We start from the raw sequence: 14622 nt of genomic DNA, 5'->3' as shown, positions 1-14622 counted from the left end.
CGTGTTGGTGTTGGCCGGATGTGTCCGGGTTCGATGGCAGATGTGGGAGCGAATCGCGGGCAATTCAACTGCCGCCGTCGCTCCCTCTCTCCGTCCGTCATCCTCGGGCCCGACCCGAGGATCGGATGATCCGCCGCTCGAGCGAAGACGGCGACGCACAGATCGACCGGCGCCCGGTCCTCGGGTCAAGCCCGAGGATGACGGGGGTTAGGGTTTGAGCGCCGCCGCCAGCAGGGTTTCAGGAATGGGCATCAGCTTGGGGCCGTCGGTCCAGACCAGGGCGGCCTCGACCGGGCGATCGGGATAGAGGCGCTTCAGCACGGCGACATAGACGGCGGCCTGCAGCACATAGGCGGTATCGACCGCCTCGACGGCGTCTGGCGCAGGGCGGTTGGTCTTGTAATCGACGACCAGGACCTTCTCGGGCGTGACCACCAGCCGATCGATGCGGCCGTTGATGGCGACGCCGGGCGGCAGGTCGGGGGCGGATCCCGTCAGGGCGACCTCGGCGCGGGAGCCGGGACCGAAGACCGGGGCGAAGCGGGCGTCGTTCAGAACAGAGAAGGCGGCGGCGATCATCTCGGTGCGCTGGGCCTCGTCCAGATCGGTCTCGCGGGCCAGCAGTCGACAGGCGGCGTCGGGGCGGTCGGCGGGCGCGATCTCGGGCAGGCGTTCCAGCAGCCGGTGGATCAGGTCGCCGCGCCGGAACCGGCCCAGCGACACAACGCCCGCCTCGGTCCTGGCCAGGGGCGAGGGGGCGGGAATGCGGATCGAACCTTCCATTCGCGACGGCGAGGCGAAGCGGGCGGCGGCGTCGGCCGGCGGCGGCGAGGCGGCCCAGGCGGGCAGGACGGCGGCGGACCGGACTTCATCGGCGGCGACCGGGCGACGCTCGGGATCGACGCCATAGCGACGCACGCCGTTTTCGACTTCGCGCACCTGATCGCCCAGGCGGTCGAAGGTTTCCGAGAGGATCGACCACCAGCTGCCGGCCTCGGCGCCCCGGCTGGAGGCGCGGCCCATGACGATGACGCGGTCCCGCGCGCGGGTCAGGGCGACATAGAGCAGGCGTAGGGTCTCGTCGTCCGTGCGGGCCTGGCGCGCGGCGCGGGCGTAGGCGGAGGCCGGGCAGTCGTCTTTGGCCGAGCCGGGCGCCATCAGCCAAGCCTCGCCTTCGCCCTCTGGCGTAACCGCGGGCATCAGGGACGGACCTTGCGCCTTCGCTTTCATGGTGGTGTCGGGCAGGATGACGATGGGCGCCTCCAGACCCTTCGCGCCGTGGACGGTCATGACGCGGACCTCGCCGCGCGCGCCCTCCAGTTCGCGCTTCACCTCGACGTCTGCGGCCTCCAACTGCGCGACGCAGGTCTCCAGATCGATGGCACCTCGGTTCTCGGCGGCCAGCACCTGGTTCAGGGTCTCGTCGATAGCCTCTTCCGCCTCGCGGCCCAGCCGGGCCAGGATGCGGCCGCGGCCCGACCGCCCCGTATCGTCCACCCGGTTCAGGGCTTGGGAGAAGAAGGCGAAGGGATCGCCGCCGCGCGCGCCGATGGCGGCCTGCAACGCATCTCGAGCGCGGGTCCATTCGGGGCGTTCGTGCGCCCGGTCGCGCAGGTCGCGCCACAGCTGGCCGGCCTTGCGGTTTTCGCGGCCGGCCAGCGCATAAAGGCCGTCCTCGTCCACATCGCACAGCGGGCTGCGCAGCACCTCGGCCAAGGACAGGTCGTCGTCGGGGAAGAGGGCGAAACGCGCCAGCGAGATCAGGTCGTCGAAGACGATATGGCTGGACAGCTTCAGCCGGTCCGCGCCGGCGACGGGCACGCCTTCGGTCTTCAGCGCCCGGATGATCTCCTCGAACGTCGCGTCGCGGCGGCGGACCAGGACGATGTAGTCGCCATAGCCGGCGGGGCGCAGGTCGCGGGTGCTGCGATCAAAGACGGCGACGCCGCTTTCGACCTGGCGGCGAATCTCGCGGGCCAGGTCGCGGGCCAGGCGCTTCCTGGCGCTGCCGCCGCTTTCCTGATCGACGGGATCGTCCCAGGCGTCGGTATCGGGCGCGGGCTCGTCCAGGAACAGGGGCCAAAGGTCGATTGCGCCGTGCTGGCCGAGGCGCGCAGGGAGGTGTCGGGCGATGTCGCCTTGCGGGCCGGTCAGGGCGCGGGTGCGGTCGGGATCGGCGAAGACGGCGTCGACGAAGGCCAGCACCTCTTCGGTCGAGCGATAGGAGGTGTTCAGCTCCGGCCCGGCGAAGGGCTCGCCGGCGCCCTCGGCCAAAGCGAGGAAGGCACCGCGTTCCTGACGCAGCCGTTCGGGCCGGGCGCCCTGGAAGGAATAGATCGACTGTTTCTCGTCGCCGACGGCGAAGACGGTGCGGCCGGACTTTTCGCCAGAGTAGAACTCGCCGGTCAGGGCGCGGACGATGGCCCATTGTTCGGGGGCGGTGTCCTGGGCCTCGTCAATCAGGACGTGGTCGACCCCGCCATCCAACTTGTACAGCACCCAGGCGGCGGCCCCACTTTGGGTCAGCAGGGCGGCGGCGCGCGCGACCAAGTCGGGAAAATCCAACGCGCCGCGCTGGGCCTTGGCGGCTTCGTAGAAGGCGGCGTGGGCGCGGGCCAGCGTCAGGACCTTGACCGTATCATCGGCGACCTTGGCCTTGCGCAGAGCCTCGCGCGTGGCGAGGAATTTGGTCTGGAGGTCCAGCAGCCAGCCGGCCGCCCCCTGGGGCGCCGACTTCGTGCCCATGCTCTTTCGCGGTTCGCCCGCCTGGGTGCAGAAGACCCCGGCCAGGGCCGCGAACCCGGCGTAGGGCGGGGCGGCGACGCTCATGGCGTCGGCGATCTTCTTGTCATTGGCCGAGCCGGTTTCCATGGCCTCGGCCATGCGGTTCCACTCGCCGGGATCGATGAACGCGACGAAGTCTCGCTCCAGATCCTCCGGGCTGCGATCGCGCTCGGCGCCGGTCAGGGACCAGGGATCGGGCGCGGTCCCGGCCTCGGCGCGGTCGATATAGTCCAACAGATCGGCGCGTTTGGCCTCGATCATCGACAGCAGGGCCTGGAACCGCTGCCAGTCCAGCTCGACGGCGAAATGGCTGTAGGCCAGGCCGATGGGGCCGTCCGGATCGGCGACGGCGGCGCGGGCCAGATCTTCGCGCGCCGCGTGGCTGAGGGCGGTCGCGGCCTGGTCTTCCAGCACAGTGAAGCGGGGCGAAACCCCAGCCTCCAGCGGGAACCGCCGCAGGAGTTTTTCGCAGAAGGCGTGGATGGTCTGGATCTTCAGGCCGCCGGGCGTCTCCAGCGCGCGGGCGAACAGCTTGCGCGCGCGGGAAAGCGCGGCGTGATCCAGCGCCTGCGGGTCGCCGTCGTCCAGCCGGGCCAGTTCGCGCGACAGTGCGGCGTCGTCCAGCACGGCCCAGCCGCCGAGCTGGTCGAACAGCCGGGCCTGCATCTCGGCGGCGGCGGCCTTGGTGTAGGTGACGCACAGGATGGCGCCGGGATCGACCTGATCCAGCAGCAGCCGCGCCACCCGGTTGACCAGGGTGGTGGTCTTGCCCGAACCGGCGTTGGCGGTGACGAAAACGGTCAGGCGCGGGTCGGCGGCGACGATCTGGGGGGCGATGCTCATTCTTCGTCACCGTCGCCGATCACCGACCATTCCCAGACGCGTGCCAGATGGTCGTAGTTGCCGCCCTGGTTGCCCATGAACTGAGGCGCGGCCCAGGAAACGTAAGGCGTATTCTCGTCGTCGAACCGGGCCACGCGGCGCTTCAGCCCGTCCAGCGCCGCCTGCGCCAGGTCGGCGGCCTCAGAGCCCGAGGCGCGGGTGACGACTTCGCCCGCCATCTTTCGCCCGACCACGCGGACATAGGTCAGTTCGTCGGGCGTGACCGGGCCGTTGGTGTCCTTGAACCCGCCGTCGGCCAGGATGGCGGCGGTCAGGGTCAGTTGCGGGGCGAAGCCGGACTTGACCTGTTTGGCGGACGGCGCCGCCCCGGTCTTGAAGTCCATGACCGCCGCCCCGTCGGACGCCAGCTCGATCCGGTCGGCGAAGGCCTTGACCGTGAAGGGGCCGGCCGGGGCGTCGAAGGTCATCGTCCCCTGCTGTTCCACCAGGATATCGACGCCGCGCGCCCGACGCCGGCGCTCGAACTCGGTCAGCCAGCGGGCGCAGTTGCGGGCCAGCGGCGCCTCACGCGCCATGGCCGCATCCTCGAACCCGCGCGCGCCCAGTTCGCGCAGCAGATGGTCGTGCAGGATGGCCTCGCAGTCGTCGGGCAGGTCGTTCGGCCAGTCCAGCGTCAGCCGCTCGATGGCGGCGTGGACGGCGTTGCCCCGAGCGAGCGCTTCGGCAGACGCGCCGGGCCGCTCCATCGCCTCCAGCCCCAGCACCCACAGGGCGTAGATGGCGTAGGGATCGCGCACCCAGCGTTCGATACGGGTGACGTACAGGCTGCGCGGGCGGCGATGCACCGGCGGGCGCGGCTCGGGCCGTTTGGCGAACTGGGGTGGGCCGGACGGCGGTGCGTCCAGAGCGCGGGCCCAGTCGATGACGGCCGCCGGGCGGGCGATTGCGACGGGTGTTTCGACAGCGTTCGCGCCGCGCGTCAGCATCTCCAGCCGCCACAGCCAGCGCGAGCGGACGGCGGGCTGGCCGCCGCGCCGCTCGCTGTGGATCAAGATGACCTCGTCGGCGCAGGCGGCCTGGACGAAATCCTGCGCCGTCTGGCCCAAGCGACGCTCTGGCGGCGGCAAGCCCAGCGCCTTTCGCATCGGGCGCGACAGGAAGGGATCGGTCGGGGCGGCCTGGGGCCAGACGCCTTCCTCCAGCCCGGCCAGGATCATCCGGTCCGCCCTGACCAGACGCGCCTCGATGGCGCCGAGAATGCGCAGCGACGGATGGGTCGCCCCGCCGGTCCGCACGACGTTTTCCTTGACCAGGGACGTGACCAGTTCGGCCAACTCCGCGCGGCGGATGCGGCCGAGCGACGCCCCGCCGTCGATCAGGCCGGACAACAGGGCGGCGGCGCCCTCGCCGTCAGGACCGGCCCAGGCGTTCTGGCCGGCTAAGGTTTCGATCAGCCGGGTCAGGGCCGAGGCGCCGACGTTCAGATCCGCGTCGGGCGCGAAGGCGGCCGTCGCGGCCTCGACGGCGGCCTGAAGCTGATCGACCAGCTGGGTCGCGGCCGACAGCCGGGCCTGTTTCCATTCCGGCGGCGCCTTGCCGCGCCGGTCGGGCTGGACCGCCTCCAGCAGGCGGCGATGGATGGCGGCGAAGTCGCGCGGGCGGGGACCGCGCAGGGCGTGTTCCTCCAGCGCGGCGACGGCGGCGGCCTGAGGAGCGTCGCCCAAGTCGAACTGGACAAGCGGATGTTTGACCACGGCCAGCAGCAGATGGGGCTGGACCGGATCGGCGATCCAGCGGGCGCACAGATCGACCAGGGCCCCGGCAGGCAGGCGCGACAGGGGGGCGCCGGCGGACGAATCCGGGATGACGCCCCAGCGTTCCAACCGGGCGGCGACGCGGCGACCCACGGCCTGATCCGGCGTGACCAGGGCGCAGGTCTTGCCCGGCGTTTCCAACGTCTCACGCATCATCAGAGCGATGGCGGCGGCGGCCTCTTCCTCGGCGCGCACGCTCAGCAGCGACAGACCCTGCAGACCCTCGGCGATCGGGTCCCGCGCCTCGCTGCGCGCAGCGGCGGCCGAGCGGATGTCGCGGATCGCGCGCCGCCAGTCGTCGGTGGCCTCGGCGGGGCGCAGGGCCTCGTTGACCAGCCGCTGGCGCGCCAGTCCGCGCGCCTCGACGGCTGTGGGAACGGCGGGATGGAACCAGGGGCGAACGCTCTCGCGCGCGATCTCGCAGCGGTCCAGCAGCCGCTTCATCGCGCTTTGCGGATGTTGTTCGTCCAGCCGGTCCGAGACGCCCGCGTCCAGATCCAGGTCGAGGCCAGGCAGGACGACGCAGCCCAGCGGCGCCCTGGCCACGGCCTTCAGCACGTCGCCGGCGGCGGGGACGGTGCCGGTCGAGCCGGCGGCGATGACGGGCTGGCGCGGCGGTTCGCGGTCCCACAGGTCGGCGAGGCGGCGCAGCAGGGTCGCCCTACGCCAGGCCGGATCGACCAGACCCAGTTCGGCCAGACGCTTCGGCCAGGCCTCGACCGCCAGACCCAGAAACTCGGCCGAGCGTTCCCAGTGTTCGGCCATTTCGCCGTCGACCAGCGTCGCGATCCGCTCAGGGTTCTGAATCTCTTCCAGTTGGCAGGAATCGAGGAAGCCGCCCAGCGCATCGGCCAGATCCAGCGCGCGCATCGGGCTTAAGGACGCATCGAACTGTTCGACGATCATCCGCGCCATCTCGAACCGGCGCGTCAGGGCGGGGATGGCGGGCGGCAGGTCCAGACCCAGGGCGCCGGGCGTAAACGGCGGCTCGTCCTCCTCCAGATCGCCCAGCGGCCGCACCTGAGGCAGCAGAATGGGGCGACCCTGAGACAGCTTGGACAGGGCGCCGGTGAAGGCACGCGCGGCCCGGCGGTTGGGCAGCAGGATGGTGGCGTCCGACAGGGTCTCGGGCGGCAGATCGCCCAGCCAGGCCAGGACGCCGGCGGCCAGGTCTTCAAGGAACGGCCGGTGCGCGGGGATGGCGTACCAGCACGGCGTGTCGCCGAGGAAGGGATCGAACAGGCTCACGCCTCTCCCGCCAGTTTGACCTCGGCTTCATCCCGCGCCTGCGGGTCGCCGACGTGCATCCAATCGCCGTCCAGGACGCAGCCGAACAGACGTCCTTTAGCGGCGGAGTTGCGCCAAAGGGGGCTGAGGGAGAAGGGGCCGTCGGGGCCGTGATCGGCATAGCCGGGGCGGGTGATGTGGACGCCCATATAGGCGAACGGCGCGGAAGGGGCGTCGCCCCGGAAGGTTAGCTTTCCGTCGTCGGCCATGAAGAAATCGCCGTCGCCCTCAAAGCCGATGGAGCCTTCGCGGCGGGCTAGCAGCAGGGCGGCGTCCATCGTCTCGGGGTTCCACAGGCGGATCAGATCAGTGAGGGCGTCGCCTCGGTCGATCCAGACGCTGTCGATATTGGCGACGAAGACGGGCTCCTCGCCCAGCAGGGCGTGAGCCTTCTTCAGCCCGCCGCCGGTCTCCAGCAGTTCGGCGCGTTCGTCGGAAATCACGATTTCGGGCCCGCGTCCGCGCGCCGCGAGATGCGCTTCCAGTCGGTCGGCGAACCAGTGGACATTCACTACCGCCTTTTCGACGCCGGCCTCCGCCAGACGGTCCAGCACATGGTCGATCAAGGCGCGGCCCTGGACCTCGACCAAGGCCTTGGGTCGGTCGTCGGTCAGGGGGCGCATGCGCGTGCCCAGGCCGGCGGCGAGGACCATTGCAGTCTTGGGGGCCGTCTTCGGAGCGGTCATGCGCGGGCCTCGGCTCGAACGTGACGGTCGAACCAGCGGGCGACGGGCGCTAGGGCCGGCTGTTCCAGATTGGCGTTCAGGTGTCGCCACATGCGCGGCAGGAACTGGCGGTATCGCAATTTGCCGTCGCGCGCGATCAGGCGGGCGAAGATGCCGATGATGCGCGCCTCGTTCAGGCCGGCGAGGCCGGCGTAGTCGGCCATGAAGGCTTCGCGGTCGACCCGGGGCCGCAGGGCGAAATAGCGGTCCAGCGCCTCGGCCTCCAGCGCTGGCGAGACGTCGCGGCGGGCGTCCTGAAGCAGGGAGTGCAGGTCCCACGACGGGTGGGCGCGCACCGCGTCCTGGAAGTCGATCATGCCGACGCGGGCGGCGCCGTCGCGCTCGGGCAGCCAGATCAGGTTCTCCGCGTGATAGTCGCGGTGGGCCATGACCGAGGCCCCGGCCGCGCCGGAGGTGACGATGGGCGCCCAGGCCGCGCGCCAGTCGGCGATGGCGGCGGCGTCGAAGCCGACGCGGTCGTCGAGCCTCGGCAGCCATTCGACGAACAGATCGGCGCCGCCCTGAAGCGCCGTTTCGTCATAGGTCAGCAGCGGCCAGTCGCCGCCGGGACCGTGCAGGGTTTCGGGCGGAGCGCCGGCCTCGTGCAGAACGGCCAGGGCCTCGATGGCGGCCAGATAAAGCGGCGTCTCGTCGGCGCCGTCTTCGATCACGCGGGCGAACAGGGCGTCGCCGAAATCCTCAAGCACGGCCAGGCCGTTGGCGGCGTCCAGCGACGGAATCTCGGGGGTGGACAGGCCCAGTGACTTCAGATGGGCGGCGACGGCGGCGAAGGCCTCGATCCGGCCGGCGGACAGGCGGGCGACGGCGTTCCAGCCGGCGGCGTGACGCTGCTCGGGCGTCCAGCGCGGATCGCACGGCTGGCTTTCGGCGGCGGGCGCCTGATCCATCAGCATCAATGTAGGGCCGGTCGTCGGCGTCAGCCGCTCATACCGCCGCGTCGAGGCGTCACCGGGCAGGGGGGCGCGCACGGCGTCGGCCAGGCCGGCGGCCTTCAGGAAGTCGAGACGGAGGGTTTCGCGGTCAGACATGCAGTTCCTTCAGCCCCGTTTCCCATCGGCCTACGCCGGAAACGGTCGCAACGCGGCCGTCACCCTGTTCGGAGATTTCGATGATCAGCTGATCCGGCCCCAGAAACCGGCCGGGATCGTCGCCAAGACGCTCGGGCCATTCGATCACGGCGCACCCCTCGTCCAGCGCCTCGTCCAGACCGATCTCGAACGCCTCTTCCGGTCGGGTCAGGCGATAGAGGTCGAAATGGGCGACGGGCGGGTCGGACTCATAGAACTGGACCAGGGTGAAGGTCGGGCTGGGCACGTCCTCGTCCGGCGTGGTCAGGGCGCGGATCAGGCCGCGCGCCAGGGTCGACTTGCCCATGCCCAGCGGACCGTAGAGCAGCAGACTGTCGCCCGCCGCCAGCAGGGGGGCGATGGCCTGGCCCAGGGCGGTGGTGGCCTCGGCGTCGGGCAGGGCGATCTTCATGCGAACACCGCATCAGGATCGGCGGCCAGGGTGCGCTCGGTGAAGGTCTTCAACGCTTCGGTGGCCTTGGCTGCGTCCACGTCCAGCCGATCGGCGGGAATGGGCAGACCGACATCGACGCCGAACGGCTTGCCTTCCTTGTTCAGCAACTCATGGAACAGCGTCACGTCGCGCAACTCCTGCGAGACCTTGTCGAACAGGTGAAACAGCCGGCTGTAGGGGCCTGTGACATGCATGGGCACGACCGGCGCACCGTATTTGCGCGCCATGGAGGCGGCGGTCGGGGCCCATTCGGGATCGGTCAGGACGCCGTTCTTCTCGCGCGCCAGACGACCGGCGGGAAACATGACGACGCAGCGTTCGGCCTCGAACGCCTCCTTGGCGGCGTTCAGTGTGGCGCGGGTCTTTTCGCGAGTGCGTTTGTCGTGGACCCATTCGACGGGGATGATGGTCTCGTCCAGCCGGGGCGAGACGCGGATGGCGTCGGCGTTGGCGAAGAAAATCATGTCGCTGCGCCGCTGCTTGATCGCGTCGAACACGGCGACCCCGTCGGCGATGCCGGTGGGGTGGTTGCACACGACGACGCAGCGGCCGGTCGGGGGCAGGCGCTCCAGATTCGTCGTCGTCACCCTCAGCCTCAGCAGATCCGAGACGTAATCGAACGTCTCGGTGCCCGACAGGTCGCGGATGGCGTCGGCCATCCGCACCGCCGCCCCATAGCCCAGCACGCCGTAAAGCGCCGGCCGCACGACCGGCCACAGCGGCGAGGCGGTCAGGCGCGGCGCGCGTTCGGCGATCAGCACATCGACGATGTGGGGCTGACGGCGGGCGGGAAGGGTGGCGGCGGTCATGAAAGATCGCTTGTCGCCGGTTCGGTCGGAGGGGGCAAGATGCGCGGCGTCGTGGACGCTTGGCGATCGGACGGGCGGCCCCTATCACTGTCGAAAAGCTGTGGGGAATGAAGACATGACGCGTTCACGCTGGATGGCGGCGGTCGCCTTTGGAAGCCTGATCCTGGCCGCTGCGCCCAGCCTGGCGCAGCAGGCCTCGCCGGCTCCGGCCTCCGCTCCGGCGCCCGCATCGCGCGGCCTGTCGCTGAAAGATCTGGCGATGATGGAGCGGGTCAGCGAGCCGCGCGTCTCGCCGGACGGCCGCCAAATCCTCTACGCCGTACGCACCACCGACTGGGACGGCAACAAAGGCGTCAACGGCCTGTGGCTGGCGGACGTGTCGGGTGGCGAGCCGCGCAAGTTGGCGATCTCGGAAGGCGGCGTCTCGGGCGCGCGCTGGGCGCCGGACGGCGGGGCGATATACTTCCTGTCGTCGCGGGGCGGATCGAACCAGGTCTGGCGCACGGATGCGGCCGGGATGGCGGCGGCCCAGGTGACGACTCTGCCTTTCGACGTCTCGGGCTTCCGCATCGCGCCGGACGGCAGGTCGCTGGTCTTGGCCGTCTCGGTCTTCGTCGATTGCGACACCCTGGCCTGCACCAAGACGCGGCTGGATGCTCGGGGTAAATCGACGCTCCAGTCCTACGACCGTCTGCCGCTGCGCGACTTCGACCACTGGGTCGATACGCGCCGCACCCATCTGTTCGTCCAGCCGCTGAATGGCGCGGGTTTGAGTGGCGGCGAACCGCGCGATCTGATGGCGGGTCTGGACGCCGATGTCTCGGCCGGCGATTCCAGTTTCGACATTTCGCCGGACGGCCGGACCCTGGTCTACGGCACGCAGACGCAAGGCGCGGGCGAACCCTTCACCAGCAACAGCGACGTCTTCCGCGTGGCGCTCGATGGCGGGACGCCGGTCAATCTGACGGAAGGCAACAAGGGATCGGACGGCAATCCGGTCTTCTCTCCGAACGGTCGCCAGCTGGCTTGGCTGTCGGCGCCGCGCGAGAACGTCGGCGGGGATCAGGCCGCGGTCTGGGTGGCTGACGCCGACGGCTCCGGCGCGAGGAAGCTGACCGACTGGGATCGGGGCGCGGGCGGCCTGCAATGGCGCACTGATGGCCGGTCGCTGCTGGTCTCGGCGGCGGACGAGGGCCAGAACCGGCTGTTCTCGGTCGACGCCCGCACCGGCCGTATCACGCCCCTGACCGGAAACGGCACGGTCGGCGCCTATGAGGAGAAGGCCGGGGTCCTGGCCTATGCCCACGAAAGCTTCGTCGCCCCGACCCAGATCTTTGTTCAGACGCGCGGCGAACCCCGCCAGATCAGCCGCCAGAACGCAGAGGTGCTGGCGCAGATGGACCTGCCCAAGGGCGAGGCCTTCACCTTCGCCGGCTGGAACAATGAGCCGGTGCAGGGCTGGGTGTTCAAACCGGCGGGCGCGGTCGAGGGCCGGCGCTACCCGGCGGTCTATCTGATCCACGGCGGGCCGAAATCGCCCTGGACCGAAAACTGGTCCTACCGCTGGAATCCGCAGGTCTATACGGCGGCGGGCTATGCGGTGGTGATGATCAACTTCCACGGCTCGCCTGGATATGGCCAGGCCTTCACCGACGCGATCAACGATCACTGGGGCGACCGGCCGCTGGAAGATCTGGAGAAGGGTTGGGCGGCGGCGCTGTCCAGCAATCCGTGGATCGACGGCGACCGGGCCTGTGCGCTGGGCGCGTCCTACGGCGGCTATATGGTCAATATGATCGCCGGAAAGTGGAATGGGCCGTGGCGCTGCCTGGTCAACCACGCCGGGGTGTTCGACGTGCCGCAACTGATGAACGCCATGGATATCGGCAACTTCATCTGGGAGTTCGGCGGACCGAGCTGGGAGCGCAAGGCCGTCTATGACGCCTTCAACCCCGAGACCTACGCCGGCGACTGGACAAAGCCGATGCTGGTGCTGCATGGCTCCAAGGACTTCCGCGTGCCGATGGAGCAGGGACTGGCGACCTTCTCGGCGCTTCAGCGTCAGGGCGTGCCCAGCCGCTTCGTCCATGTGCCGGACGAGAACCACTGGGTGCTGAAACCCCGCACCTGGGTCGACTGGCAGCAGGAAATCTTGGATTGGGTGGGTCGCTATACGGCGCCGGCGGGCTGAGCGACCCATTGACGCGCCTTGGCAGGGTGCTACGCCTCGCGGCCAGAAAGCTTCGCGAGGAAGATCTTGATGCGTCACCGTTCCCTTCTGTCCGCCGCCTGCGCGGCTGTTGCGCTGATGAGCGCCGCGCCTGCCCTGGCCCAGGTGCCGCCCGCGCCGGTTCCGGCCGCGCCCGCGACGCCTGACGCCTTCACCTATCAGGACATGATCTCGGCCAACCGGCTGGGCGATCCGCAGGTGTCGCCGGACGGCCGCTATGTCGTATATTCGGTCACGACCACCGATGTTCAGGCCAACAGCCGCGCCGGCAGCCTGTGGATCCTGGACCTGAACGCGCCGGACACGGCCCCGCGCCGCCTGGCCATCTCGGATCAGGGCGCCAACACCGCGCGCTGGGGCGGGGACGGCAATCTGTACTTCCTGTCGGGCAAGTCGGGCGCGAGCCAGGTCTGGCGCGTGGCCTCGCCCACGTCGGCGCCGGTTCAGGTGACGAACCTGCCCACCGACGTGAACGCCTATCGGATCAGCCCGTCGGGCGACAAGGTGGCGGTGTCGCTGGCCGTCTATCCCAACGCAGCCGACCTGAACGCCTCGGTCGAACAGGGCAAGGCCATCGCCGAGCAGAAGACGACGGGCCAGGTCTATGACCGCATGTTCGTGCGCCACTGGGATGCGTGGAACGACCACACCCAGAACCATCTGTTCGTCCAGTCGATCGGTCGCGACGGCAAGGCGACGGGCGCGCCAACCTGGATCACCAAGGGCTTCGATGGCGACACGCCCTCCAAGCCCTTCGGCGATGAGAGCGAGTTCGTCTTCACGCCGGCGGGCGACGCCGTGGTCTTTTCGGCCCGTCTGGCCGGTCAGACCGAGCCGTGGAGCACCAACTTCGACCTATGGAAGACCAACGGCCTGACGGGCGACGGCACCTTCACCAATCTGACCGACGGCAACGACGCCTGGGACACCGGCCCGGTCTTCTCGCCGGACGGACGGACCCTGGCCTATCGCGCCATGGCGCGGCCGGGCTTCGAGGCCGATCGCTACCAGATCGTGCTGATGGACGTCGAAACGGGCCAGAAGCGCGAGATCGCCTCGAACTGGGATCGCTCGGCCGACACGCTGCAATGGTCGCGCGATGGCCAGACGCTGTACACGACGGCAGGCGACGTCGGCTCGACCAAGCTGTTTTCGGTGGATACGCGCAACGGCGTGGTCACGCCGATCACGGGCGCGGGCCACGTCTCGGCCTTCCAGCAGACGCCGTCGGGCTTCGTCTTCGCCCAGGACAGCCTGCGCGAGCCGGGCGACCTGTATTTCAAGACCTATCTGGGTCGCGAAATGCCGCGCCGCCTGACGCAGTCCAACCCCGCCTTCGCCGCCAAACAGTTCGGCGAGTATGAGCAGTTCAGCTTCGCCGGCTGGAACAACGAGACGGTCCACGGCTATGTCATCAAGCCGGCCGGATACGTCGAGGGCCGGAAATATCCGGTCGCCTTCCTCATCCACGGCGGGCCGCAGGGCTCGTTCGGGGATGGCTGGTCCTATCGCTGGAACCCCGAGACCTATGCGGGCGCGGGCTATGCGGTGGTGATGATCGATTTCCACGGCTCGACCGGCTACGGCCAGGCCTTCACGGATGCGATCAGCCAACACTGGGGCGACCGCCCGCTGGAAGACCTGCAGAAGGGCTGGGCGGCGGCTCAGGCGAAATACAGCTTCCTGGACGGCGACAACGCCTGTGCGCTGGGCGCGTCCTACGGCGGCTATATGATCAACTGGATCGCCGGCAACTGGTCGAACGAATTCAAGTGCCTGGTCAATCACGACGGCGTCTTCGACACCTTCGGCATGGGCTATTCGACCGAAGAGCTGTGGTTCACCGAATGGGAATACGGCGGCACGCCCTGGGACAAGCCGGAGGGCTATCAGAAGTTCAACCCGGCCAACCACGTCGACAACTGGAAGACGCCGATGCTGGTGGTTCAGGGCGACCGCGACTTCCGCATCCCGACCGCCCAGGGCCTATCGACCTTCACCGCCCTGCAACGGCGCGGCATCGACAGCCGCCTGATCGTCTTCCCCAACGAAAACCACTGGGTGCTGAAGCCGGCCAACAGCCTGCAATGGCACAATGAAGTGTTCGGCTGGCTGAACAAATATCTGACGCCGACGCAGTAAGAGGCATCCGTCCAGACGACAAAAAAAGGGGCGCGGTCAGACGACCGCGCCCCTTCTTCATGCCCGTTTGATCGGGGTCAGAGCGCGGCGCGCTGCATCGGCGCCCCGACCAGGCGGTCATACTGATGCGCCGTCATGCAGCGCGGCGCGGCCCAGCGCTGGCCCGACTGATATGCGGAGACGGCCTGTTGAGCCGTGACGAAGGTGGGCGTTGCGCCATGGTCGCGTTGATAGGCTGTGCGTGAGGCCACGCCGGTTCCGCAAACCTTGACGGTTTGCAGCACGGCCGCGCGCTCGGCGGGGCGCGGACTTTGCGCCAGCGCCGGCGTCGTTGCGGCCGCCAGGGCGGCGGCGATCAGGGCGGGGGTCAGGAAACGGGTCATCGGCAGTCCTCCACGTCCTGAATTAAGATCAGGACTCTGACGAATTATGCGCCGATCCTGGAG

At 69.4% G+C, this 14622-nt stretch carries 9 protein-coding genes; 2 read left to right on the top strand and 7 right to left on the bottom strand.

All coding sequences use genetic code 11. The annotated features are described in order from the left end of the window. Window positions 1-207: 207 nt before the first annotated feature. The 6 genes from addA to BVE01S_RS11970 are packed head-to-tail and all read right to left on the bottom strand — an operon-like array spanning window position 208 to window position 9804. Entirely contained in the window at window positions 208-3627 is a 3420-nt protein-coding gene (gene addA, locus BVE01S_RS11995; protein ID WP_066627889.1) for a double-strand break repair helicase AddA, read from the bottom strand. Further along, window positions 3624-6689 carry a double-strand break repair protein AddB gene (gene addB / locus BVE01S_RS11990; RefSeq protein ID WP_066627887.1) on the bottom strand — a complete coding sequence of 1022 codons (3066 nt, stop codon included), beginning with the start codon at window positions 6687-6689 and terminating at the stop codon, window positions 3624-3626. The genes addA and addB overlap by 4 nt, the downstream gene beginning before the upstream one ends. Further along, window positions 6686-7381: an N-acetylmuramate alpha-1-phosphate uridylyltransferase MurU gene (gene murU / locus BVE01S_RS11985; protein ID WP_066627885.1), complete on the bottom strand. Its 696-nt coding sequence runs from the start codon at window positions 7379-7381 to the stop codon at window positions 6686-6688. Before murU ends, addB begins: the two co-directional genes overlap by 4 nt. Before the next feature lie 29 nt (window positions 7382-7410). Beyond that, a complete protein-coding gene (gene amgK, locus BVE01S_RS11980; protein WP_066627883.1) occupies window positions 7411-8502 on the bottom strand; it encodes an N-acetylmuramate/N-acetylglucosamine kinase AmgK in 1092 nt (363 codons plus the stop codon). Next, window positions 8495-8953 carry a tRNA (adenosine(37)-N6)-threonylcarbamoyltransferase complex ATPase subunit type 1 TsaE gene (gene tsaE, locus BVE01S_RS11975; protein WP_066627873.1) on the bottom strand — a complete coding sequence of 153 codons (459 nt, stop codon included), beginning with the start codon at window positions 8951-8953 and terminating at the stop codon, window positions 8495-8497. Before tsaE ends, amgK begins: the two co-directional genes overlap by 8 nt. Beyond that, a complete protein-coding gene (locus tag BVE01S_RS11970) occupies window positions 8950-9804 on the bottom strand; it encodes a GNAT family N-acetyltransferase (RefSeq protein WP_066627862.1) in 855 nt (284 codons plus the stop codon). The genes tsaE and BVE01S_RS11970 overlap by 4 nt, the downstream gene beginning before the upstream one ends. A 115-nt stretch (window positions 9805-9919) precedes the next feature. On the opposite strand from BVE01S_RS11970, the gene BVE01S_RS11965 reads away from it, so the two are divergent. Continuing rightward, on the top strand, window positions 9920-11995 hold the full coding sequence (locus BVE01S_RS11965; protein ID WP_066627860.1) for a S9 family peptidase: 2076 nt from the start codon (window positions 9920-9922) through the stop codon (window positions 11993-11995). Between the two features lie 69 nt (window positions 11996-12064). Beyond that, window positions 12065-14176 carry a S9 family peptidase gene (locus BVE01S_RS11960; RefSeq protein WP_066627857.1) on the top strand — a complete coding sequence of 704 codons (2112 nt, stop codon included), beginning with the start codon at window positions 12065-12067 and terminating at the stop codon, window positions 14174-14176. A 77-nt stretch (window positions 14177-14253) separates the two neighbouring features. Here BVE01S_RS11960 and BVE01S_RS11955 read toward each other — a convergent pair whose 3' ends face one another. After that, window positions 14254-14559 (bottom strand): hypothetical protein, encoded by a 306-nt coding sequence (locus tag BVE01S_RS11955; protein ID WP_066627854.1) that lies wholly within the window; start codon window positions 14557-14559, stop codon window positions 14254-14256. Between the last annotated feature and the right edge of the window lie 63 nt (window positions 14560-14622).

Source organism: Brevundimonas vesicularis NBRC 12165 (genome assembly GCF_001592205.1).
In the GTDB taxonomy this organism is placed as follows: domain Bacteria; phylum Pseudomonadota; class Alphaproteobacteria; order Caulobacterales; family Caulobacteraceae; genus Brevundimonas; species Brevundimonas vesicularis.
The sequence above is the reverse complement of the archived record's forward strand: the minus strand, read 5'-3'. Positions and strand labels throughout refer to the sequence as shown.

Bases quoted from the DNA above. Each gene is read 5' to 3' on its own strand.
- addA (WP_066627889.1), bottom strand. From the start codon at position 3,627: ATGAGCATCGCCCCCCAGATCGTCGCCGCCGACCCGCGCCTGACCGTT.
- murU (WP_066627885.1), bottom strand. From the start codon at position 7,381: ATGGTCCTCGCCGCCGGCCTGGGCACGCGCATGCGCCCCCTGACCGAC.
- amgK (WP_066627883.1), bottom strand. From the start codon at position 8,502: ATGTCTGACCGCGAAACCCTCCGTCTCGACTTCCTGAAGGCCGCCGGC.
- tsaE (WP_066627873.1), bottom strand. From the start codon at position 8,953: ATGAAGATCGCCCTGCCCGACGCCGAGGCCACCACCGCCCTGGGCCAG.
- BVE01S_RS11970 (WP_066627862.1), bottom strand. From the start codon at position 9,804: ATGACCGCCGCCACCCTTCCCGCCCGCCGTCAGCCCCACATCGTCGAT.
- BVE01S_RS11965 (WP_066627860.1), top strand. From the start codon at position 9,920: ATGACGCGTTCACGCTGGATGGCGGCGGTCGCCTTTGGAAGCCTGATC.
- BVE01S_RS11960 (WP_066627857.1), top strand. From the start codon at position 12,065: ATGCGTCACCGTTCCCTTCTGTCCGCCGCCTGCGCGGCTGTTGCGCTG.
- BVE01S_RS11955 (WP_066627854.1), bottom strand. From the start codon at position 14,559: ATGACCCGTTTCCTGACCCCCGCCCTGATCGCCGCCGCCCTGGCGGCC.